The organism is uncultured Roseobacter sp. (assembly GCF_947501835.1).
In the GTDB taxonomy this organism is placed as follows: Bacteria; Pseudomonadota; Alphaproteobacteria; order Rhodobacterales; family Rhodobacteraceae; genus Roseobacter.
The window spans coordinates 309,252-333,384 of the sequence record NZ_CANMXR010000007.1; the positions used below are offsets into that span (position 1 = coordinate 309,252).

Consider the following 24,133-nt stretch of genomic DNA (forward strand, 5'->3'; position numbering starts at 1 on the left):
ATGAAGGTCACCCGCCTGCCACGCGATCCCGGGCCTGCGGGGTGGCATTGCCTGCTGCCGGATGCGCACCTCCCGACACCGCTTGAGGAAACAACAACGGCGGATTGGTTGGTCATCGGCGCAGGCTTTGCCGGGCTCTCGGCCGCGCGACGGTTGTCGCAGCTTTGTCCAGGGGATCGAGTTGTGATTCTGGAAGCATCGCGTGTGGGCGAGGGGCCTGCGGGGCGAAATTCCGGTTTCATGATTGATCTGCCCCATGACCTTGCGTCTGAAAACTACGGCGGGACCCTGAGCGCAGATGCGGCGCAAACCGCGGACAACAGGCGGGCCATTGAATTCGCTGCTGAGATTGCAGCAGATTTTGAATTGCCAAAAGAAGCCTTTTCACGCAGTGGCAAAATCAATGCCGCCGCCACGACGAAGGGGCAAACTCATAACAGCGACTATGCCAGGCACCTGACGGCCCTGGGCGAAGATCATGAACTGTTGGATGCTGAGCACATGCAGGACCTGACCGGGTCTTCCTATTACCAAGGGGGGCTTTTTACGCCCGGCACGGCAATGATCCAGCCGGCGCTTTATGTGCGATCAGTCGCAGATGGTTTGCGCTCCAATCGGGTGACATTGCACGAACTGAGCCCGGTGACATCTCTGACGCGCAGGGGCGATTGGGTCGCGGAGACGCCTAAAGGTAAGGTCACGGCGCCAAATGTCATCCTCGCGGTGAACGGTCATCTGGAAAGCTTTGGTCATATGACAGGCCGCCTGATGCACGTCTTTACCTACGCCTCGATGACCGCGGCGCTGAGCGCAGAGGAATGCGCCAGATTGGGCGGCGCGCCTGAGTGGGGTTTGACACCGGCGGATCCGTTGGGGACGACGGTGCGGCGGATTTCGGGCACGGGCGGGGACCGGATCGTGATCCGCAACCGGTTCACCTTCGATCCATCGATGGAGGTCGACGACAGGCGCATTGAACAGGTGGGTCGTGACCACGACCGCGCCTTTGCTGCGCGGTTTCCCATGCTGGGCGGGGTCAGAATGGCCTATCGTTGGGGCGGGCGGCTTTGCCTGAGCCTGAACAATGTGCAGGTAATCGGTGAATTGGAGCCAGGGCTCTGGTCGGCCTGTTGCCAGAATGGTCTGGGCACCGCGAAGGGGACATTGGCCGGGGTGCTGGCCGCGGAGGCCGCCAATGGCGTGGCATCCGATGCGTTGCAGCGCGCGATGTCGGCGCCTCTGCCAAAGCGTTTGCCGCCCGCACCGCTGGCCCGGATCGGGGCCTCTCTTCGGTTGCGGTGGGGGGAAGCCCGCGCTGGCAAGGAACTCTGAGTTAAGCTGAATACGCGCGCCGCTCGGGGATCGGAGCGGCGCCCATCGTTCGGTTTAAGCGGCCTCTTTGGTATCGAGAACCTGCGCCATCGTTGCACCCATGGCTGACGGGTTGGGGGCCACGGTGATGCCAACAGCACTCAGCATCTCCACCTTTTCCTGCGCACTTTCACCAAAGGCAGAGATAATCGCGCCCGCGTGGCCCATCTGGCGGCCTTTGGGGGCGGACAACCCGGCCACATAGGCAACGACCGGTTTGCTCATGTGGTCACGGACGAAAGCGGCGGCTTCGGCCTCTTGCGGGCCACCGATCTCACCGATCATCATCACCGCGTCGGTCTCCGGATCTGCTTCGAAAAGCTCCAGAATATCGCGGAAGGATGACCCGTTGATCGGGTCGCCGCCAATGCCCACAGAGGTGGACACGCCGATGCCCAGGGCCTGCATCTGGCTCGCCGCTTCGTAGCCAAGAGTGCCGGAGCGTCCGACGATCCCGACACGACCCGGCGTGTAGATGTGCGGCGGCATGATGCCCATGAACCCGCGCCCAGGTGAAATCACGCCCGCGCAATTCGGTCCGATCAGGCGCATCTTGCGGCTCTTGGGATAGCGCCGCAAAAACCTTTTGACCCGCATCATATCCTGCGCCGGAATGCCGTCGGCCACGCAAACGGCGGTTTGGATGCCCGCGTCTGCGGCCTCCATCATCGCGTCAGCCGCAAAGGGGGGTGGTACGAACATCAGGCTGGCCTCGGCACCGGTGGCCGCGACGGCCTCTCGCACCGTGTCGAAAACGGGTCGTCCCAGAACTTCCGTGCCGCCTTTGCCGGGGGTGACACCCGCTACCACATTGGTGCCGGTCTGGATCATCTCGGCGGCATGAAACTGGCCAATGCGGCCCGACATGCCCTGCACGACAACGGGGGTTTTTTCATCAATTAGAATAGCCATGGCATCCTCCGTTCAGGCGGCTTGCGGTTGACGGCGCATGGAAACGGCAGCTTCCGCCGCTTCGGCCAGCGTGTCGGCGGTGATCAGGGGCAGACCCGATTCTTTCAGAATGTCCTGCCCCTCAGCGACGTTTGTGCCTGCCAGCCGGACCACCACGGGCAGGGTCAAACCCACCTCGCGATAGGCCTGCACCACCCCATTTGCGATCCAGTCGCAGCGGTTGATGCCCGCGAATATATTCACCAGAATCACGCTGACATTTGGATCGGACAGCACCGTGCGGAACGCTTTGCACACCCGTTCGGGGCTGGCCCCGCCGCCGATGTCGAGGAAATTCGCAGGCTCGCCCCCGGCCAGCTTGATCATGTCCATCGTCGCCATCGCCAGACCGGCCCCGTTGATGATGCAACCGATATCCCCATCGAGCCCCACATAGGCCAGACCGTTATTGGCTGCCGTGGCCTCGCGCGGGTCCTCCTGGCTGGGGTCGCGCAAAGCCGCGATTTCGGGGCGCCGGTAGAGTGCGTTGGTGTCGAAACTCATCTTGGCGTCAAGCGCCACCAGATCACCGGTGCCGCGAATGACCAGCGGGTTGATCTCGACCATCATCGCATCGAGATCGCGGTAGGCGCGGTAACAGGCGCGCAACACGTTGACCATCTGTGCGACCTGCCCGCCGGTGAGCCCGAGGGAGAAGGCAAGCTCACGCGCCTGAAATTCTGCCAGACCCACGGCGGGATCCACGATCATGCGGCGCAGGCTGTCGGGGTCCTCTTCGGCCAGATCTTCGATCTCCATCCCGCCATGGGCGGACGCCACGATCATGATCCGTTCCGATTTCCGGTCGAGGACGAAGCCCAGATAGAGCTCTTGTTCGATGTCAGACGCCTCTTCTACCCAAAGGCGGTAGACCCCTTTGCCCGCATCCCCGGTTTGCTTGGTCACCAACTGTTTGCCAAAGAGCGTGGCGGAATAGTCGCGCACTTCTTCCTCAGTTTTGCAAAGCTTCACGCCACCTGCTTCACCGCGTCCGCCGGAGTGGATCTGCGCCTTGACGACCCAGGCATCGCCGCCCAGCTCGCGGGCGCGGTATCCGGCCTGCTCAGGAGAGTAGGCAACCCCGCCGCGCGGCACAGGCACGCCAAATCCTGCAAGAATTTCCTTGGCTTGATGTTCGTGAATGTCCATCTCGTCCTCCTCCTGGGTCAGACTTTCTCAGCAATTGCCTTCGCGACATCGATGATATTTCGCGCCATTTTTTCCGATGCCGCGTCGATCATCTTGCCATCCAGCGAGGCGGCGCCACGGCCCTCGTTCTCCGCTTTCCTGAGTTCATCAATGATACGCTCGGCCTTGGTCACTTCGGTTTCCGGCGGGCTGAACACCTCGTTTGCCAGCGCGACCTGGCTGGGGTGGATGGCCCATTTGCCCTCGCATCCCAGGGCCGCAGCCCGGCGCGCGCCGTCCAGATACCCATCAGGGTCGGAAAAATCGCCAAAGGGCCCATCGATGGCCCGCAACCCATAGGCGCGACAGGCAATGACCATGCGTGTGATCGAGGCGTGCCATTGGTCGCCGGGGTATTCGGGGTTCAAACCGCCGATGTTGGTGGTGCGGGCGCGCATGGATGCGGCATAATCCGCAACGCCGAAATGCAGGGCCTCCAGCCGCCCGCCAAACTGCGCAATCGCCTCGACATTGGCCATGCCAAGCGCCGTTTCGATCAGTGCCTCAAGGCCCACGCGTGTCTTCAACCCGCGGCCCTGTTCGATCTGGTTGACCATGGCATCAACCATGTAGAGATCCGAGGTGACGCCGACCTTTGGCACCAATAGCGTATGCACCCGGTCACCGGCCTGCTCCATCACATCCACCACATCGCGGTACATGTAATGGGTGTCGAGCCCGTTGATCCGCACAGACACGGTTTTGCCCTTCGCCGCCCAGTCAATATCGTTGAGCGCCTGAATGGCGTTGCGCCGGGCCTGCTCCTTTTCCGGTGGCGCCACCGCATCTTCGAGATCGAGAAAGACGTAATCCGCAGCGCCGGTCGCCGCCTTGTCGATCATCGTGGTGTTGGAAGCAGGAACGGCCAGCTCCGAGCGTTGCAGCCGTTGCTTGTTCAGGGGGAAAAGAGTGTGAGACAAGGGGGTGTTCCTTCTGGCAATCGGTTACTCAGCAGCGACAGCAAGCTGTTGGTGCGGGGCGTTTTCGGTGGCAAACCAGGTCTGGGCCGCAGCAACGCCGGAGCCGAACTCGATCTGTGCGCCCGCGCGAACCAGGGCCATTTCGGCAACGGAAAGTGCTGTCAGGCACATGCCTTCATTCAGGTCGCCGATATGTCCGATGCGGAAGACTTTCCCGGTGAGGCGGGCAAGGCCGCTGCCCAGCGATGTGTTGAAATCCTCATAGGCGATGCGGATCACCTCACGCGCATCGACGTTTTCGGGGGTGCGGATGGCGGAGACCGTGTCGGAATAGAACGAGGGATGTTCGGCGACCAATTCCAGCCCCCAGGCTTCCACGCCCCGCCGCACGCCGGTCGCCAGTCGGTTATGGCGCGCGATCACGTTGTCGAGGCCTTCTGTTTCGATGCGATCCAATGATTTACGAAGCCCGTGCAGGAGTTGCGTCGGGGGCGTGTAGGGGAAATAGCCGCCGCTGTTCAGGTTTACCATATCGCTAAATTCGAAATAGGCGCGGCGCATCTGGGACGTCTTGGACATCTCCATCGCCTTTTCGCTGACCGCCAGAATACCCAGGCCCGCGGGCATCATCAGGCCCTTCTGGCTGCCGGTGATCGCCAGATCGACGCGCCAGTCATCCATGCGGAAGTCGATGGAGGCGATGGAGGAGACGCCATCCACAAACAGCAAAGCGTCGTGGAAATTCTCGTCCAGCGCCCGGCGCACGCCAGCCACATCCGACGTCACCCCGGTGGCGGTTTCGTTGTGCGTGACAAATACCGCTTTGATCTCGTCATCGGTATCAGCGGCCAGCTGGCGTTCAAACTCGCGCACCGGTGCGCCGGCGCCCCATGGCACATCGATGATCTGCACGTCCAGGCCAAGCCGCTCCGCCATCTCCGCCCAGAGCGTCGAGAATTGACCGTGGCGCGACATCAGCACGCGATCACCGGGGTTCAGGGTGTTGGTGATGGCGGCTTCCCAGGCGGCGGTGCCGGAGCCGGGGAACATCATGACCGTCGCATCCTTGGTCCGGAACACCTTTTTGAGATCTGCAAAAAGGCTCAACGTCACATCGCCGAAATCGGGCGCGCGCATGTCCTGCATGGGTACATTCATCGCCTGACGCACGGTCTCTGGCACGTTGGTGGGGCCTGGAATAAACAGGTGGGTCTGTCCGGTACGCATCACTTTCCTCCATTAATTTGAGGGGACCATGCCGCAGGCGGCCTTCTAGGTAAAAGGGAACCGCGTCCTGCTGTGGATGCAAAAATTTACAAACACGAAGAATTGTAAATTTGTAAAATTTGCAGTAATAGATAAAAATGAAAACATTCATCGGACCGAAATTGCGGCGCTTGCGTGGGGATCAGAACCAGACGCAGGGGCAGATGGCCAAGGCGCTGGGGATCAGCACGTCCTATGTGAACCTGCTGGAGAAGAATGAGCGCAGTGTCTCGGTTCCGGTCTTGCTGCGGCTGCTCGAAGTCTACGGGGTCGACTGGCGCGATCTGGTGGACGATGACGATACCGCCAAGCTGGCGGATTTGCGCGGCGTGCTGCAGGACCCGCTATTTGAGGCGGAGCGACCGGACCTGACGCAATTGCGCGGGGCGCTGACCCATAGCCCGGATCTGGCGACATGTTTTTTGCGGCTGCACCGGGCCTATCTGGCGGCCTCCGATCAGCTGATGAGCATCGCAAGCGCGGATGAGAGCGCGCAGGCCACCCTGCCGAAAGCGCCCGAGGCGACGGTGCACAACTTCTTTCGTCGGCACAGCAACTACTTTCACAGTCTGGAAACGGCGGCGGATGCGTTCTGGGCAGGCAAGCGGATTGCCACGGACGACATCTACGCCGAACTCAAGGCGCGGCTGCGTGACAAACTGGGGCTGCGGGTGCGGGTTGTCCCGGTCTCCGAAATGCCGGGGACGTTGCGCGCCTACAATGAGGAGACGCGCGAGGTTCTGCTGTCGGAAGCGATGGACCATCCCAACCGGGTGTTTCAGCTGGTGCATGTCTCCGGCCTGATTGAGCAGGAAGAGGTATTGGAGGATCTGCTGACGAAATCCGGGCTGACGGACGCGATGGGGCGGGCGCGCTGCCGGGTGGAACTGGCCAATTATTTTGCGGCTGCCGTGCTGATGCCCTATGGCCCGTTTCTGGCGGAAATCCTGGAGAGCAAATACGATTTTGACCACGTGGCCACGCGTTTTGGCGTGAGTTTCGAGCAGGCCTGCCACCGTGCCACGACCCTGCAGCGGCGGAGCGCCAAGGGCGTGCCTTTCTTTTTCCTGCGGATCGACAAGGCCGGAAATGTCTCCAAACGCTTTAACGCGACCGATTTCCAACTGGCCGAATACGGCGGTGCCTGCCCACGGCTGGACATTCACACGTCGTTTCGCACACCCGGTCGGATCGTGCCGCAATTCGTAGAAATGCCCGACGGCAGCCAGTTCTTTGTCTTTGCCCGGACGGTAGATCGGCCGAGTTTCACGCGATTTGCACAGGATGTCCGTCTGGCGGTTGCGGTGGGTTGCAGCACGGAACACATCGGGGCCATCGGCTATGCCGAAGGGCACAGTCTGTCAGAGGCCACCATGACGCCCATCGGGATCAACTGCCGGGTCTGTCCGCGGGTCAATTGCGATCAGCGGGCGCACCATGCGGTGGTCCGGTCCGATCCGGTGGATGAAAAGCGCAGAGGCGCCACGCGCTATAGCAGCTAACCCCCGGCCGTCTCGGGCGCCTGGTCGATCTCCTCGGCGGAGATCCGAAAGAAAACCGCGTAAAGCGTCGGCACGATGATCAGCGTCAGGATGGTTGCAAAGCTGAGACCGCAGATGATCACCACCGCAAGCGATTTGAAGAACGGATCCAGCAGCAGGGGGACCACCCCCAGCACGGTTGTGACGACGCCCAGCGAGACAGGCCGCACGCGGCTGACGGCGGAATCTACCACTGCGGACATGCGCGCCTTGCCCTCCGCAATCTGACTGTCGGTCTCATCAATCAGCACGATGGCATTTTTGATCAGCATGCCGGTCAGCGACAGAATGCCGAGGATCGCCATGAATTCCAGCGGCGTATTGGTCGCCGCCAGCCCCCAGAACACCCCGATCAGGGCCAGCGGCACGGTCAGCCAGATGATCAGGGGTTGGCGCACCGCGTTGAAGAGGAAGATCACCACCAGCACCATCGCCCCAAAGCCCAAGGGCATGGTTGAGGCAAGGCCCTCGTTGGCTTCCTTCGAGTTGCCAAATTCCCCCTTCCACTCCAGCGCATAGCCGGGGGGCAGGTCGATGGCGTCGATATCGGGGCGCACGATTTCAAACAAGTCCCCCGACAGCACGCCGGGTGCATTGTCGGATTGCGCAGTGATGGTCAGCTTGCGATCTACCCGGCGCAGGTTGCCCGCCTCAAAGCCCAGATCGAACCGGTCCACGACTTGCGAAATGGGGATATAGCCGCCGGTGACCTGGCTATAGACGTGGATGTCTCGCAGGTTTGCCGCGTCGTTGCGGTTGTTTTCAAAGGGCCGCATGACGATATCGCGGAGCTCGTCGCCATCCCGGTAAACCCCCAGAGTTGTGCCGCTGAGATGTGCGTTGAGGGCAAAGGCAATCTCGCTTTGCGTGAGGCCGAGACGGCGCGCGTTTTCGGTGTTGATGACCGGGCGAATGACCGGGACTTGTTCTTTCCAGTCATCCTTGATGGCCACTGCGCCCTTATCTGCCATGATCGCCTTGGCCTGGGTGGCCAGATCACGCAGCACTACAGGATCGGGGCCGGAAAACTGCGCCTCGATCTTTGAGCCACCGCCGGGCCCCAGCACGAATTTCCACACTTTGGCCGTGGCCTCGGGATAGGCCTCATCGATATAGCTCTGCAACTCGCTTTGCAGCGCGTCGATGTGTCGGAAATCCGCGACATCCACCAGGATTTGCCCGTAGGCGGCGTTCTGATCTTCGCTCTCGTAGATCAGCATGAACCGCAAATGCCCGCTCCCCACGGCCATATTGGTGCCGGTGACGTTTTCCAGCCCGCGCACATGGGCGTCGATCTCCAACAGATCCGCCTCGGTTTGCGCGATATCAGTGCCCTGCGGCAGGAAATAATCGATTACGAATTGCGCGCGTGTCGAGGAGGGGAAGAACCCCGGCGGCACCAGGCTGAAGCTGGCGATGGCGGACGCAAAAAGTGCCACAACAACGGCAATGGTGGCATAGCGCAGGCGGATCGCCTTGGCCAAAATGCTGCGATAGCCGCGCATCAGACCGTTCTCCGGCTTGTCCTCGGCCTTGCCGGGTTTGAGCAGCAGGGTGCAGAAATAGGGCGTCAGCCAGATGGCCACCAGCCAGGAAAAGAGCAGGGCGATGGCAATGGTCCAAAACAGGCTTCCTGCGTATTCGCCGGTGTTGTCCGGGGAAAACCCGACGGGCGAGAAGGCGAGAAACCCGACGACGGTGCCGCCGAGGAGTGGCCATTTCGTTTGCGCGACGATCTTCTGGGCGGCCTCCGCGGCGTTTTCACCCTTTTGCACCCGCACCAGCGTGCCCTCGACCACCACGATGGCATTGTCGACCAGCATCCCCAGCGCAATGATCAGGGCGCCCAGCGAAATCCGCTGCATGTCGAGACCGTAAAGGAACATGCCAAAGAGCGTGCCCGCCACCGTCACCAGCAGGATGCCCCCCATCAAGATCCCGGAGCGCAGGCCCATGAAGATGAGCAGGGTGCCGACCACGATCACCAGCGCCACCACGACATTCATCACGAAGTCATTGACCGAGACCTTGACCGTGTCCGATTGGTCGGAAATCGGCAGGACGTCGATACCAATGGGCCGTTCTGAGATCAGTTCCGCCAGACGTTGTTTCGCGGCTTCGCCCATGTTGACCACATTGCCGCCGATTTCATTGGAAATCCCGATCCCGATGGCAGGCTGGCCATCGCGGTATATCAATTCGGTGGGCGGGTCCTGCAGCCCGCGCGTCACGGTGGCGATGTCCGACAGGCGGAAGGAGGCGCCGTTTTGTGGGTTGGTGATCAGCAGGTTGCCAATGGCTTCGGTGGAGCTGATGGCGGCATCCGGGCGCAGTTCCAGACGGGTCTGACCGGCCTTCAAGGAGCCTGCGGGCAGGACAAGGTTCTGGCCTTCCAGGATGTCGCTGATCTGCTGCGGCGCAAGACCAAGCTCGATCAGACGGGCGGGTGAGTATTCAACATAGATGACCTCGTCCTGCACCCCGTTCAGCACGACCTTTGACACGCCCTCGACGGTCACCAGTTCACGCTGCAAATCCTTGGCGTATTCATGCAATTCCGTCAGCGTATAGCCGTCGCCGACAACTGCGAAATAGACCGCGTAGACATCGCCAAAATCGTCAAAAACCAAACTGGAGAGCGCATTGGGTGGCAGATCGGCCTGTGCGTCGTCTATTTTGGCGCGCATCTGGGCAAAACGTTCATAGAGCGTGGGGTAGGTTTTGGTCGATTGGATGGTGAATTCCACGGTCACCGTGCTGCGCCCCGGAGAGGAGACCGAGCGCACCTCATCCACGCCCTGCAACTGCTGCAGCGCATTCTCGATCACCTCGGTAACCTCTTCGGCCACCTCTTCGGCGCTGGCCCCGGGGTAGGGGGTGATGATCTGCGCCTGCCGAATGATGAATTCGGGGTCCTCAAAGCGTGGCAGCTTGGTGTAGGAATAATACCCGGCAATCAGAATAAGCAGGGTGGCAACGGCTGAAATCAGACGTTTTTCGATGGCGAACCGGGCCAGATCCATGATTTAGCCCCCGATCCGGGTGACCGGGCGCACCTGCATCCCTTCAATGACCTTTCCCACCCCGGCGGAGATGATCCGCTCACCGGCGCTGAGACCTTCCAGAACCGCCACCGCATTCGCCGACATATTGCCCAGTCTCACCTCCCGCTTGGTCGCGCGGTTGTCATCGTCAAGCAGCCAGACAAACGGCGCACCATTCGAATTCGCCGCAATGGCGGTTACCGGAACCATCAGGCTTTTTTGCTCTCCCGGCGCCGTGGAAAAAACCCGCCCCACCATGCCTGGCAATATCAGTGAGGTCTGCGGCACCTCGACGGACACGCGGCCCCGGTAGGTTTGAGTGGCAGTGTCCGCTTGCACAGAGAATTCAACGACTTCGGCGTCAAATTCCTGATTTGGCAGGGCGTCAAAGACGACCTTGTTGGTGATGTTTTCCTGACCATTGGCCGACAGTGATGTCACGTCCGGACCCGGCACATCAAAGGCCACATGGACCGTTGAGAGGGTCTGCAGCAGCACGATGTTTTGCCCCGCCTGCACATTCATGAAATTGTCGATGTCCCGTCGGGCGATGATCCCCTCGAAGGGCGCGCGCAGGGTTGCGTAGTCCAGATTGTTACGAGCGACTTGCAATTGAGCCTCCAGCCCCCGGAGTGCGGCTTCGGAGGCCTCGATATCTTCGGGTCGGCCGCCCGCCTGGCCGATGGCCAACTGCTCGATCTGGGTCTGCAAATTGGCTTCGGCGACGCGCAGGCTGGCTTCGTCTTGCTCAAGCGCGGCGGTCGCCACCACACCCCGCTCCGCAAGTTCGCGGGTCCGCTGGACCTGATCCAGAGCCTGATCCAACTGCGCTTGTGCCGATTCGACGGCTGCTTCCAGCGCAACGATTTCCTCGGCCCGTGCCCCGGCGCGCAAGGCGCGCAGCTCCGCAGTGGCCTGATCGCGCTGGCTTTCCAGCTGCGCCACATTCGTCTCGAAGTCAGACGGATCCAGCCGGGCAATCACATCGCCTTCCTGCACGGTCATTGCGGCCCTGACCGGCAGGTCGACCACGCGCCCGCTGACGCGAAACGTCAATTGCACCTCGCGGGAGGGCAGCACGATCGCGGGATAGGTGCGTTCGACATTGCTGGATTGGGTGACCACCGTAAACACCTTGGCAGGGCGCACGGGCGGCTCATCGGATTGTGCCAAAACGCTCGTCGCTGCGCAGAAAATACAAATCCCCAACAAAGCTGCCAAACTGATCTTCATGCTGGTGGTCTCCGGATTCGTCCCAATTTGTGTCAGGGTTGCAGGCAAACTCATTGATTGTAAACGACGGAAAGTTTCGCGGATCGATCTGTGCGTCGCAGCGCCCGTCGCGCGCAGTTGATCTGACCGGTCGGGAGAACGCGATCACGGCGAGGGTGATTTTTTTCTATGTTTGGTTGAAATCTTCGGTCATGATCGTTTGAGTGTCACAAAAATGAAGATTGCCGCTTTTAGGCAATGTCCGACACTCAGGAGGTCAAAAAACCATGAAACACACGTTTTTAGCATCGACATGCGCCCTTGTGCTCGCAGGGCCAGCACTGGCGCAAACCGAAATCGAATTCTGGCATGCGTTCACCGGACGTCTGGGAGAGTTGGTGGCCGAGCAGGTCAGCACCTTCAATGCATCACAATCAGACTATGTGGTCACCGCGACGCATAAAGGGAACTATTCCGAGACGTTGAACGCCGGTATCGCCGCTTTCCGTGCGGGTGAACAGCCGGACATCCTGATGGTTTTCGAAGTTGGCACCGCTACGATGATGGCGGCCTCGGGCGCCGTGAAACCCGTCTATGAAGTGATGGCGGATGCTGGCGCCGAGTTTGACGGCGAGGCCTATATCGGCTCGGTCAAAGGATATTACACATCCAGCGATGGCAAGATGCTGTCGCTGCCGTTCAACTCCTCGACACCGGTTCTGTGGGTCAACCGCGATGCGCTGTCGGATGCTGGCATCGACCCGGATGTCGATTTGTCGACATGGGAACAGGTTGGCGACGTGCTGACCCAGTTGAAAGATGCTGGCAGTTCCTGCCCGCTGACAACGGCCTGGCAGAGCTGGATTCACCTGGAGAATTTCTCCGCCTACCATGATGCGCCGTTTGCGACCAAAGCAAATGGGTTCGGCGGCGTGGACACCGAACTGGCGCTGAACGGCCCAGCACAAGTGGCGCATATCAGCGCGATGGGAGAATGGGCGCAGGACGGAAAATTCATCTATGCCGGTCGTCGCAATGAAGGCGGTGCAAACTTCCGGGCGGGCGAATGCGCGCTCTTTACCGAAAGCTCCGCAGGTTACGCGGGCATCAAGTCCGAGGCCGAGTTTGAGTTCGACGTGCGCCCCTTGCCCTATTGGGAAGCGGTGAAAGCCGAGCCGCAGAACACCATCATCGGGGGTGCATCGCTCTGGGTCATGGAAGGTCAGACGGATGAGGAATACGCTGGCGTTGCGGCGTTTCTGAACTTCCTCAGCTCATCGGAGATACAAGCCAAATGGCATCAGGACACCGGCTATCTGCCGATCACGAACGATGCCGCCAAACTGACCCGGGAGCAGGGTTTCTATGAGGCCAATCCGGGCACCGACGTGGCCGTGATCCAGATGACGGCCAAGGCACCGACCGACAATTCCAAGGGCCTGCGTCTGGGGTCCTTCGACCAGATCCGCGGCATCATCGACGAAGAGCTGGAAGCGGTCTGGTCCGGTGACAAGGACGCGCAAACCGCGCTCGACAGTGCGGCGGAACGCGGCAATGCGCTGCTGCGTCGCTTTGAGCAAGCCAACCGTTAAGAACAGCGCGCGCCACGCGATAACCGGGGCGCGCCTTACTTGAATGGAAAAGCGCGTCACCTTTAAAGGCATCTGGTTGCCGCTTCTGTTGGTCCTGCCGCAGATCGTCATCACCGCCGTCTTCTTCTTTTACCCGGCGGGGCAGGCGATCTGGCAATCGCTGTTCATTCCCGACCCTTTCGGCCTGTCGATGCAATATGTGGGCCTGGGCAATTTTGAATTCCTGTTCGGCGATCCGTTCTATCGGGCCTCCTTTGTCACCACTGCGGTGTTTTCAATCCTTGTGACCGTCGTTTCCATGGGCATCGCGCTTTACCTCGCGGTGCTGGCGGACCGCCTGATCAAGGGGTCAGGGACCTACCGGACGCTGTTGATCTGGCCCTATGCCGTGGCCCCGGCGGTCGCGGGTGTGCTCTGGCTCTTCATGTTCAACACCCGTGTGGGCGTGGTGACCTGGTATCTGGGCCTGTTGGGTTATGACTGGAACCACGTGCTGAACGGCGAAGAGGCGATGGGCCTTGTGGTCATCGCCTCCGCCTGGGGGCGCATCAGCTATAACTTTCTCTTTTTCCTCGCAGGCTTGCAGGCGATCCCGAAATCGGTGATCGAGGCCGCGGCCATCGACGGCGCGCGCTTCTGGACACGGTTTCGCACCATTGTCTTTCCGCTGCTGTCACCGACCACCTTCTTTTTGCTGGTGGTAAATATCGTCTACGCTTTCTTTGAAACATTCGGTGTGATCCATACGATCACCGCGGGCGGCCCGCAGCAATCGACCACCATTCTGGTCTATAAAGTCTATTCGGACGGTTTCGTGGGACAGGATCTTGGCTCTTCCGCGGCGCAATCCGTAGTGCTGTTGGTCATCGTCGGGCTGCTCACCATCGTGCAGTTCAAATTCATTGAACGACGGGTGCATTACTGATGGCGGAGCGCACGGGCATGGTGGAAAAACGCGGGCTTGGGTTGGTTTTCACCCATCTGGGTCTGATCGTCGGTTTGCTTTTCGTGTTCTTTCCGATCTGGCTGGCCTTCGTCGCCTCCACCGTGGACCAGCAGGATATCGTGCGGCCGCCGATGCCATTGCTCCCGGGCGACAAATTCCTCGACAATTATACGCGTGCTCTCTTTGCGGGGGTCAATGCGCCGGTTGCCTGGATGATGCTGAATTCTCTGATCATGGCGATGGGGATTGCCATCGGCAAGATCATCATCTCGCTGCTCTCGGCCTTCGCGATTGTCTATTTCAAGTTCCCGGGGCGAAAAACCTTCTTCTGGCTGATCTTTCTGACTCTGATGCTGCCCGTCGAAGTTCGGATCGTGCCCACATATGAGGTGGTGGCGGGGTTCGGGATGCTCAACAGCTATTCCGGTCTGATCTTTCCGCTGATTGCCTCTGCCACGGCGACGTTTCTGTTCCGCCAGTTTTTCATGACCGTGCCGGATGAACTGGCTGAGGCTGCCCGCGTGGACGGTGCCAAACCGATGCGGTTTTTCTGGGACATTCTGCTGCCCATGAGCCGCACGAATATCGCGGCCCTGTTTGTGATCCTGTTCATCTATGGTTGGAACCAATACCTCTGGCCGTTGCTGATCACCACGGATCCGTCGATGAACACCATCGTCATGGGCATCAAGCAGATGTTCCCCTCAGGCGACGACATCGCCGATTGGCCGGTGATCATGGCCACCTCCATTCTTGCGATGATCCCACCTGTGATTGTCGTGATTTCCATGCAGAGGCTCTTTGTGCGCGGCCTTGTCGATAGCGAGAAATAACCATGGCGACTGTCAGCCTTTCCCAGGTCAAGAAATCCTTCAGCAAGACAGATGTCATCCACGGTATTGATATCGATATTGACGATGGCGAATTCATCGTGATCGTGGGCCCATCAGGCTGTGGTAAATCCACACTGCTGCGTATGGTTGCCGGGCTTGAAACCGTGACGTCCGGCGAAGTGCGCATCGGCGGCGCGCGGGTCAATGATCGGGAACCGATGGACCGTGATATCGCTATGGTGTTCCAGAACTACGCGCTCTATCCGCATATGTCGGTCTTCGACAATATGGCTTACGGGCTGAAAATTGCAGGAACCAGCAAGGCCGAAATTGCCCAACGGGTGGAGACGGCAGCGAAATTGTTGCAGCTGGAACCCTATCTCAAGCGTCGTCCGCGTGAGCTGTCGGGAGGTCAGCGTCAACGGGTCGCAATGGGGCGCGCGATTGTGCGCAAACCGTCGGTGTTTTTGTTTGACGAGCCTCTCTCCAATCTTGACGCCAAGCTGCGGGTGCAAATGCGACTGGAGATCAAGCAGTTGCAGCGCCGGTTGGGGGTGACCTCGCTTTACGTGACGCATGATCAGGTGGAGGCGATGACGCTGGCCGACCGGATGATCGTGATGAACGGCGGTGTCGCGGACCAGATCGGTGCACCGCTGGATGTCTATGCGAACCCTGCAACTGAATTTGTGGCCGGATTCATCGGCTCGCCGCCGACGAATTTCATGACCACGGATCTCGCCGAAAGCAACAAGCCCAACGCGGTCAGGCTAGGGGTGCGTCCGGAGCATATGAATATCGCCACGATCAATCCGCGCGTATCAGGCACGGTGCTTTACACCGAAGCGCTTGGCGCGGAAACGCTGGTGCATGTGCAACTGCCAGATGGCGGCATCGTCACCGTGCGGCAGCCAGCCACGCATGATTTGCCGCAAGAGGGGGCGTCTGCCGGGCTCAGCTGGTCCGATTTGGATGAGATGGTTTTTGATGAATCGGGTCGGCGCTGCGATTAGCTTCTCCTAGGGGGCTAGGCCGTATCGCTACGAAGTCTCGACGTCGCTGCCGGGCGCGCATGCTTAAAACCAGGCTTTGAGTAAAAACCTTGTCGCGCCCGCCTGCATCCCTTGGCTTCTTGCACCCACGCCCTTTCGGTTGCCGCAAAGACAGCGCTCAGAAAACGCGTTGGCGTTTGTCACCCCGCAACTGTCTGCTGTTCACGCCCGATGGAATTTGACGTAACGAACTGGTTCCCCGTGTCCATCAACGAATCTGTTCTGAGTTTGAGCGCCGCGGTCGATGCCGCCGTCTCTTCAAACATTGCGACATTCTGTTGCGTCACTTCGTCAAGCTGGTTCATTGTCTTGCTGACCTGGGAAAGCGCTTCGGTCTGTTCAGTCGTGGCCGCAGCCACAGTATTCATTGCGTCATTCAATCCTTCAATGAACTCCGAAATCTGAGAAATTGCATGACCGGTCTGATCTACCTGATCGGCGCCATTGACCACCTGAGCTTCGCTTGCCGTGATCAGGTCGTTGATTTCACTGGCTGCGGTCGCAGCCCTCTGGGCCAGCGCCCGGACCTCGGAGGCAACCACGCTGAAACCCCGACCGCTATCGCCAGCCCGTGCAGCTTCGACACCTGCATTCAGAGCCAGCAAATTCGTTTGGAAGGAAATATCATCGATCAGGGAAGTAACCTTGGAGATTTCCCGAGACGCATGGACAATGGACTTCATGGAATCGACCGCTTTTTTGACGATTTCTCCGGATTGATGCGCAATCTGCATGGCTTGACCTGTGAGGTCTCTGGCTTCACCGGCCTGCGTCGCGACGGACCTTACGGATGCCGACAATTCAGTGACCGCGCTGGAGGATTCCTGAAGCGACATGGCTTGTGATTCCGTGCGCTTGGCAAGCGATTGTGTTGCACCTGCAATTGAGTTTGTGTCCAAATCGATGGCGTTGGCGTTCTCAAGAACCGCATCCACCAATTTGGCGATCTGCATTAGAGATGCGTTGAACGAATCCTGCAACGCGAGGAAGGCGCCCTTGAACTCGCCTTCCATGCGCGCGCTCAGGTCACCATCATGCATTTTGCCGGTGACCGCAAAGATTGCATCGACACCGGTTTCGATGGATTCAAGCAATTCGTCCACATGCCGCCCAACAAGTGCCAGGTCTTCATGGGTTGTCTCCATGGAGACCCGGGTGGAAAAATCGCCGTTACCGGCAGCTTGGGAAACCATGCCAATCTTTTCTTGAAGCGCATCCTGCTCTTTCTGACGTTTGGCGGTCTCCGCGGCGGTGCGGGCCTGTTCTTCTTGCAAGGCCTTTTGTTCCGCCAGCATTCTGGTTTGTTCTTCCGCCATCGCGCGATGTTCTTCGGCGGCTTTTTCAGCGGCCTGCGTCAATTCGATGTTGTTCATCAAAGACTGGCGGAACGAACCAGCTGCCGTTGCAATGGACCCGATTTCTGTTTTGCTGGCCAAGTCATCAAATGTAATTGAAGTATCACCGCCCGCGAGGCCGGATATGCGGCTGGAAAGATCCTGTGCCGGACCAACGGCTGACCGGTATAATACAAACCCAATGCCAACGGCCATCGTGGCGCAGATTGTCGCGGTGGCAACCGCGATGGCGACTCCGATCAGTTTTGACCATCTGATGTCGTCGTCAAGATCACGCGTCTGTTCATAGAGATCCACGTCGATTTTCGAGGCCAGTTTTGCCAAGGCCTCCAGAGCGGGACCGTCAGACACTTTGACAAGCGCGTCGATCTCTGCGGCTGTCAATCCTTTGGCGACGGCCTCCTGCGCCTGACCGAGCGCATTTTTGTATTCCGAAATGGTTTGGGACAGCGCATTCAGTGCAGTGATTTCGATGTCGCTGTTCAATTGATTGCGGTAGTTTTCGATGTCTTTTTCTGCACGCTCAATTGCCATCGAAATTTTTTCAATCCGTGGGGCATCTTTGCGTAAAACATAGTTTTTGAACTGATGGACCATGCCACCATATCCAAGCGCCGCGCGCAGGTCGTTGAGCAATCCGGACTTGCTTTGATTTGCCGACCCCGGTTCGAGGCCTGTCGCCTCGGCGAATGCGATCTGCTGGTGTTCTGAAATTTTCTGAATAGCCGCGAGCGCTGGTGTATCGTCAATTTTAACCGCGCGATCAATTTCCTCAGATGTTGCACCAGCCTTGAGCAAGGCTTTGACGTCTTCTGTTTTTGCTTCATATTGCCGGACCACGTCGGCAATGTTTTCGGCGTGAACCTTGTTTTCAGAATTCGTTCTGGCCAGCCGTTCCAGGGATGTTTTGGCCGAATGCGCTTCATCAAATACCGCTTCGTAATGCTGCTCCGTACCTCTCAGAACATAGTTCTTGAACGAATGAATGAGACCGCCATACCCGAGGGACGTGACAATCTCGCCCAATTCGATGCCCACAGGGTCCGCGGAATGTGACAACACGCCCGCATCCCGCTCGGATTCTGCCAGAAGGGCTACGATCACGATGGCACAGGCGGTCAGAATCAGGCCCATGGACGTCAGCGCGATGACAATCAGGCGGGACAGTCGTTGGAGAGAGGTCTTTTGAAGCGATTCGAGTAGCATTGAGATCTCCTGCATGAGTGCCTTTGGAGATCGGAATACAGTCGAATACACTAATTATGTGTTTAGCCGCAGGGGGCGTAACCGCGTTTTCTTGCGGTGTTTTGATAACCCTATGATGGGGGGCAAAAGTTCGACATTCGCGGCGTTCGGGACCAATGCAGGCTTTGCCCTTGAACCGTGCATATCTTTGTGCTGACTTCAAAGGGTGACCTGCGATATTTCAACATCATTCCCCCTTAGACCTGACCGGATGCACGAGGTTTGTGGTCCGGGCGCGCAGTCTTTTGCGGTGATCTGTGCGGCGCATGCCGGGTCGGTATTCTTGTGGATCAGAGAGAGCTGGCGTTCAGAACAGCTCAACCCTGTGGGATTCATGGATTTTTTCCCACCCGAAAATCTGCTGGTCGCCACCACCGGAAATCAGACCGAGGTCCTTGCCACTGCAGAGGAAAGCCTGCGCTCCGGTGTTTTCCCTCTTGTCATCATGGAGTTGAGCGGGCCGCTCGACCTTACCTCCGGCCGGCGGTTGCAATTGGCGGCAAAGGCGGGAAAAACCACCGCTTTGGCGATTATTCCCGACGGCATGGGGAGCAATGCGGCCGAAACGCGGTGGTGGTGTGCCCCGGTGTTTGACCAAAACGACTCGACACTTCAGCGCTGGAAGCTTATTAAGAACAAATCAGGAACATTGGGTGTCTGGAATGTTCGATGGTCTCAATCGACGCGTCGTATCGCTGTGGTTTCCGAAGCTCGCTTCTGAGCGGGTTTTGCGGGTGCGACCCGTTGAGGCCCCCTTTGCCCTGACCATCCTGCAGAGCAATGCCAACCGGCTTTATTGCCTGAACGCACGTGCGGAGCGCCATGGGCTTCACCGTGGCATGTCCTACTCGGATGCACGGGCGTTTTGCCCTGATCTGGTGAGTGTCCCGGTCGATCTGCATGGGGTGCAACGATTTCAACACGTGCTTTCCCGCTGGGCCACACGTTATTGCCCCTGGGTCGGGCTGGAGGGGAACGATGGTCTGGTGCTGGATGTCACAGGGGCGGCACATCTGTTTGGCGGAGAGTGCGGGCTGCTCAACGATATCCGGCAGCGGCTGGGCCGGGCAGGGATAACGGTGCGCATCGGGGTCGGGGATACGCGTGGCGCGGCCTGGGCTCTGGCGCGGTACCGGGAGGGTGTTGCCTCTGCCGGGGACATGCTCGGCGCGCTTGAGACCTTGCCCGTTGCCGCTTTGCGACTGACGGAACAAACGGATCAGGCCTTGCAGCGTCTTGGCTTGCGCAGCGTGGGGGATTTGGCCACGGCAGCCCGGGCGCCGCTGGCCCGGCGGTTTGGGCGTGATTTGCTGATGCGGCTGGATCAGGCGTTAGGCAATCAGCCGGAGGATATCTCGCCGCTCAAGACACCGCCTCATTACGGCGTGCGGATGTCCCTGCCGGAGCCCATTGGCCTGGTGAGCGATGTGATGGCGGGGACAGAGCGATTGTTGCAGCGTTTGTGCCTGTCGTTGAATGCCGGGCAGGTCGGCGCAAGGGTGTTGAACTTGTCGCTGCGCCGGGTGGATCAGGAGAGCCAGCATATTGAATTGCGGCTGGCCCGTCCGCTGCGGGATGCTGCGCGGATTCTTCCTTTGTTTGAACGCGGCGTGGCCGAGGTTGATGCAGGCTATGGCATTGATCAGATGCGGTTGGAGGCTGTGCGGGTGGAACCCCTGCCGCCGCAGCAGGTGAGCCATGCCCGTAACGGATCACACAAGGACAAGCTGGAAGATTTGGTCACGCGTCTTGGCACGCGGATTGGCATTGAGAACATCCAGCGGTTTCTGCCTGCTGACAGTCACATCCCCGAGCGCAGTTTTATCATCTCTCCCGCGGCCTATTCGGAACCGGGGGGCGTATGGAGCTCTGCGAGGCCGCGCCCCGTGGTGCTCTTCCCCCCCGAGCCCATCGCAGGGCAGGGCGCGCAACCGCCGGATTTCTTTCGTTGGCGGCGCATGTCTCTTGCAACGGGTCGGGTCACCGGGCCGGAGCGGATCGCGCCTGAATGGTGGTTCTCCGATGACAACTGGCGCTCCGGCGTGCGCGATTACTGGAAGGTGGAGACAAAACAGGGACGGCGGCTCTGGCTGTTTTACACCCCCCAAAAACCCGGCTGGTTCGTACAGGGGGAATTCGCATGAGATCCCCTGAGTATGCCGAACTCTGCGTGACCACCAATTTCACCTTTCTCACCGGGGCGTCCCATCCCGAGGAAATGGTCACGCGGGCAGCGGAACTGGGCCTGCGGGCGGTCGCGATCACAGATCATAATTCTCTGGCAGGGGTGGTGCGGGCCTATACAGCCCTGAAACACCTGAAAGAAGAGCGTGACGGGGCGATCAAGGTGCGATCGCGTCACACCACAGACAGCAGTTCACGGCAAGAGAACGGCAGTCCCGAGCAGATCGAGCGCCCGGTAACACCATATCTGCCCAAACTCATCGTGGGCTGCCGGCTGGTCTTGCGCGATAGCCCCGCAGACTGGGTTGCGCTGCCCCGTGACCGGGCGGCGTATCAACGGCTGTCCCGCCTTTTGACGCTGGGCAAGCGGCGGGCGGAGAAAGGGCAGTGTGACCTCTCTCTGCGCGATCTGCTGGAGGGTGCAACGGGTATGATCCTGATTGCCCTGCCGCAGGGACGGCTGAACGCCAGCATGGATGCAGTCAGACAGGTCCAGTCCCGCTTTCCCGGTCACGTCTTTCTGGGAGCGGCCCCGCGCTATGACGGCACGGATCAGGCCTATTTCAACGCCTGCGCAGTGCTCGCACAACGCTGTTCGGCCCCGATGGTTGCTGTGGGCGACGTGCTGATGCATCGGGCCAACCGCAAGCAATTGGCCGATGTGCTGACCTGCATTCGCGAACATATCACCATTGATCAGATCGGCACGCGGGCTTTGCCAAATGCCGAGCGGCGCCTGAAAGCCCACCCAGACATGGCGCGGTTGTTCCGCAATCACCCTGCTGCGCTCCGCCGGACCATGGAGATTGCCGCCAGATGCAGCTTTTGCCTCAGCGAATTGAGCTACCAATACCCCGATGAGGTCGCCGAGGGAGAGCTGCCGCAGCAAAGGTTGGAGCGGCTGGTCCACGAAGGGTTGAAGCGACGCTACCCTGACGGCGCGCCGCAGCGGGTACATGACTTGATGGCAAAGGAACTCCAACTCGTCGCCGAGCTGGAATTCCCGGCCTATTTTCTGACAGTGCACGACATTGTTCACTATGCCCGATCCGTTGGTATCCTGTGTCAGGGGCGGGGATCAGCGGCCAATTCCATCCTGTGCTACCTGCTGGGCATTACCGATGTCAGCCCGGATATGATCTCGATGGTGTTTGAGCGGTTTATCTCGAAACACCGGGGCGAGCCGCCGGACATCGACGTGGATTTCGAACATGAACGCCGCGAAGAAGTGATCCAGTGGATTTACAAGAAATACCGTCGGGAACGGGCTGGGCTATGTGCGACAGTGATCCATTTCCGCTCGCGGGCGGCCATTCGCGAGGTCGGCAAGGTGATGGGGCTGAGTGACGATGTCACGGCAAGTCTGTCTGGGCAGATCTGGGGCATGTCCAATGGCGGCGCGGATCCCGAGAGGATCAAGGAGCTGGGTCTGGATCCAGACGATCAACGCCTCTCTCAAACGATCCGCCTGATCGGAGAGCTCATCGGGTTTCCGCGGCATCTGTCCCAGCATGTCGGAGGGTTTGTGATCACCAAGGGGCGCCTGGATGAGCTGTGCCCAATCGAAAACGCTGCGATGGAAGACCGTACCGTGATCGAGTGGGACAAGGACGATATCGATGCCCTGGGGATCCTCAAGGTCGATGTGCTGGGGCTCGGCATGCTCAGTTGCATCCGCAAAGCCTTCGATCTGATGCAGACATATGAGCAGCAGACACTTTCGCTGGAAAAGGTCCCCCAGGAAGACAGCGCCACCTATGACATGCTGTGCATGGCCGATGCCATCGGTGTGTTTCAGGTCGAAAGCCGTGCGCAGATGAATTTTCTGCCCCGGATGAAGCCGCGTACCTTCTATGATCTGGTCATCGAGGTCGCCATTGTCCGACCTGGCCCGATTCAGGGCGGCATGGTGCAACCCTATATCAAACGGCGGCAAGGGCTGGAGGCGCCTGAACCTTTTGGCCCGGCCCTGGAGGCGGTGACGGCCCGGACCCTCGGTGTGCCGCTCTTTCAGGAACAGGCGATGCAAATCGCCATCGTCGGTGCGGGCTTTACGCCCGAAGAAGCGGACCACCTGCGCCGCTCCATTGCGTCTTTCCGGCGTATGGGGACGATTGGCAAGTTCAGAGATAAATTCACCGCCGGCATGTTGGCCAATGGCTATAGTCAGGAGGTGGCGGAGCGCTGTTTTGGCCAGATCGAAGGTTTCGCCGATTACGGGTTTCCCGAAAGCCACGCGGCGGCTTTTGCCATGCTCACCTATGTATCGTCCTGGCTGAAATGCCATTACCCGGCGATCTTTGCCTGCGCGCTGCTGAACGCGCAACCCATGGGGTTTTATGCCCCGGCTCAGATCGTGCGCGACGCCCGCGAACATCAGGTCGAGGTGCGGCCGATCTGTATCAATAGCAGCGTATGGGACAACACACTGGAACGCCGTGCCGATGGCGCTCTGGCATTGCGGCTTGGGTTCCGGCAGATCAAGGGGTTCAAGCAAGAAGATGCGGTCTGGATCGCTGCTGCGCGCGGCAATGGCTATCCCGATCCGCAAAGCCTTTGGCTGCGCGCAGGGATCAAGCCTGCAGTGATGGAGCGACTGGCAGAGGCGGATGCGTTTTCGAATACCGCTCTGACGCGCCGCGAAGCTTTATGGCAGGTGAAATCCATCCGCAGTCAGATCCCTTTGCCGCTGTTCTCCGATCCGATTGACGGCGAACATATTGCTGAACCCAAGGTCGTTTTGCCGACCATGCATCTGGGCGAGGAAGTGGTCGAAGATTACGTCGCCACACGCCTGTCCCTGCGGGCCCATCCGATGGAATTGCTCCGCCCCACATTTCCCAATATCACCCCCCATAACGAGCTGAAAGATACCCCGATTGGGCGCGTCAGCGTGTGCGGTCTGGTCATCACCCGCCAACGTCCCGGCACGGCCTCGGGCGTGATTTTCCTGACACTCGAAGATGAAACCGGGGTGTCCAACGTTGTGGTGTGGAACAAGGTCTATGAGCGTTTCCGGCGTATCGTCATGGGTGGGCGGCTGTTGCGTGTCACCGGCCATCTGCAGCGCGAAGGTGCTGTTGTGCACCTGATTGCGCAACAGATTGAGGATATGTCAGACAAACTCTCTGATCTGGGCCACCCGATGAGTGACGTCATTGGCGAAACCCTTCCCCAAGCCGACGATACACCGCGCCCCCGGAAATATCCCCCTCGCGCCATGCACCCGCGCGAGCAAGCAAAACGACTGTTCCCAAGCCGCGATTTCCATTGAGGTATTTGCGCCAAACCATGGGGGGTGATCTTGGGGGAGGGTGAGGAGGTAACCTTTGTCCGCTTGCCGACAGCTACGGTTTGAGTACAGGACTAGAGATCGACAGCAACGTCAGATGTCGGTCAGGAGCCCGCGTCCCAATCTCTTATCAAATACGGC

16 protein-coding genes are annotated in these 24,133 nt (G+C 59.5%); 9 read left to right on the forward strand and 7 right to left on the reverse strand.

Annotated elements, in window-relative coordinates:
- Entirely contained in the window at positions 1-1,332 is a 1,332-nt protein-coding gene (locus Q1A20_RS16335; protein ID WP_299405248.1) for an FAD-binding oxidoreductase, read from the forward strand.
- Between the two features lie 54 nt (positions 1,333-1,386).
- Here Q1A20_RS16335 and sucD read toward each other — a convergent pair whose 3' ends face one another.
- The 4 genes from sucD to Q1A20_RS16355 are packed head-to-tail and all read right to left on the reverse strand — an operon-like array spanning position 1,387 to position 5,657.
- Entirely contained in the window at positions 1,387-2,283 is an 897-nt protein-coding gene (gene sucD / locus Q1A20_RS16340; RefSeq protein ID WP_299405246.1) for a succinate--CoA ligase subunit alpha, read from the reverse strand.
- 12 nt (positions 2,284-2,295) lie between these two features.
- Positions 2,296-3,471, reverse strand: a complete 1,176-nt coding sequence (locus tag Q1A20_RS16345; RefSeq protein WP_298970985.1) for a malate--CoA ligase subunit beta — start codon at positions 3,469-3,471, stop codon at positions 2,296-2,298.
- 17 nt (positions 3,472-3,488) lie between these two features.
- Positions 3,489-4,430, reverse strand: a complete 942-nt coding sequence (locus tag Q1A20_RS16350) for a CoA ester lyase (RefSeq protein WP_299405242.1) — start codon at positions 4,428-4,430, stop codon at positions 3,489-3,491.
- Between the two features lie 24 nt (positions 4,431-4,454).
- The gene (locus Q1A20_RS16355) at positions 4,455-5,657 is read right to left on the reverse strand and encodes an aminotransferase class V-fold PLP-dependent enzyme (protein WP_299405240.1); all 1,203 of its coding nucleotides are present in this window, start codon (positions 5,655-5,657) and stop codon (positions 4,455-4,457) included.
- A gap of 137 nt (positions 5,658-5,794) precedes the next feature.
- On the opposite strand from Q1A20_RS16355, the gene Q1A20_RS16360 reads away from it, so the two are divergent.
- A complete protein-coding gene (locus tag Q1A20_RS16360) occupies positions 5,795-7,198 on the forward strand; it encodes a short-chain fatty acyl-CoA regulator family protein (protein ID WP_299917670.1) in 1,404 nt (467 codons plus the stop codon).
- Here Q1A20_RS16360 and Q1A20_RS16365 read toward each other — a convergent pair.
- Both Q1A20_RS16365 and Q1A20_RS16370 read right to left on the reverse strand, forming a co-directional pair.
- Positions 7,195-10,260: an efflux RND transporter permease subunit gene (locus Q1A20_RS16365; protein WP_299917672.1), complete on the reverse strand. Its 3,066-nt coding sequence runs from the start codon at positions 10,258-10,260 to the stop codon at positions 7,195-7,197. The genes Q1A20_RS16360 and Q1A20_RS16365 overlap by 4 nt on opposite strands.
- A gap of 3 nt (positions 10,261-10,263) precedes the next feature.
- Positions 10,264-11,514 (reverse strand): efflux RND transporter periplasmic adaptor subunit, encoded by a 1,251-nt coding sequence (locus Q1A20_RS16370; protein ID WP_299405234.1) that lies wholly within the window; start codon positions 11,512-11,514, stop codon positions 10,264-10,266.
- Positions 11,515-11,780: 266 nt separating this feature from the next.
- Here Q1A20_RS16370 and ugpB point away from each other — a divergent pair, with 266 nt between their 5' ends.
- Genes ugpB through ugpC form a run of 4 tightly spaced genes read left to right on the forward strand, consistent with a single transcriptional unit; the run spans position 11,781 to position 15,877 of the window.
- The gene (gene ugpB, locus Q1A20_RS16375) at positions 11,781-13,085 is read left to right on the forward strand and encodes a sn-glycerol-3-phosphate ABC transporter substrate-binding protein UgpB (protein ID WP_299405232.1); all 1,305 of its coding nucleotides are present in this window, start codon (positions 11,781-11,783) and stop codon (positions 13,083-13,085) included.
- A 43-nt stretch (positions 13,086-13,128) separates the two neighbouring features.
- Positions 13,129-14,010: a sn-glycerol-3-phosphate ABC transporter permease UgpA gene (ugpA, locus tag Q1A20_RS16380; RefSeq protein WP_299405229.1), complete on the forward strand. Its 882-nt coding sequence runs from the start codon at positions 13,129-13,131 to the stop codon at positions 14,008-14,010.
- 17 nt (positions 14,011-14,027) lie between these two features.
- Positions 14,028-14,864: a sn-glycerol-3-phosphate ABC transporter permease UgpE gene (gene ugpE / locus Q1A20_RS16385; protein ID WP_299406594.1), complete on the forward strand. Its 837-nt coding sequence runs from the start codon at positions 14,028-14,030 to the stop codon at positions 14,862-14,864.
- A gap of 2 nt (positions 14,865-14,866) precedes the next feature.
- A complete protein-coding gene (ugpC, locus tag Q1A20_RS16390) occupies positions 14,867-15,877 on the forward strand; it encodes a sn-glycerol-3-phosphate ABC transporter ATP-binding protein UgpC (RefSeq protein ID WP_299405227.1) in 1,011 nt (336 codons plus the stop codon).
- A gap of 179 nt (positions 15,878-16,056) precedes the next feature.
- Here the strand turns inward: ugpC and Q1A20_RS16395 are convergent, their stop codons facing one another.
- Positions 16,057-18,477, reverse strand: coding sequence for a methyl-accepting chemotaxis protein (locus Q1A20_RS16395; RefSeq protein WP_299917676.1), 2,421 nt, complete (start codon positions 18,475-18,477; stop codon positions 16,057-16,059).
- Between the two features lie 250 nt (positions 18,478-18,727).
- On the opposite strand from Q1A20_RS16395, the gene Q1A20_RS16400 reads away from it, so the two are divergent.
- Genes Q1A20_RS16400 through Q1A20_RS16410 form a run of 3 tightly spaced genes read left to right on the forward strand, consistent with a single transcriptional unit; the run spans position 18,728 to position 23,974 of the window.
- Positions 18,728-19,237: a hypothetical protein gene (locus Q1A20_RS16400; protein ID WP_299917678.1), complete on the forward strand. Its 510-nt coding sequence runs from the start codon at positions 18,728-18,730 to the stop codon at positions 19,235-19,237.
- A complete protein-coding gene (locus Q1A20_RS16405; RefSeq protein WP_299406591.1) occupies positions 19,179-20,660 on the forward strand; it encodes a DNA polymerase Y family protein in 1,482 nt (493 codons plus the stop codon). The genes Q1A20_RS16400 and Q1A20_RS16405 overlap by 59 nt, the downstream gene beginning before the upstream one ends.
- Positions 20,657-23,974 carry an error-prone DNA polymerase gene (locus tag Q1A20_RS16410; RefSeq protein WP_299405219.1) on the forward strand — a complete coding sequence of 1,106 codons (3,318 nt, stop codon included), beginning with the start codon at positions 20,657-20,659 and terminating at the stop codon, positions 23,972-23,974. Before Q1A20_RS16405 ends, Q1A20_RS16410 begins: the two co-directional genes overlap by 4 nt.
- Positions 23,975-24,133 lie beyond the last annotated feature (159 nt).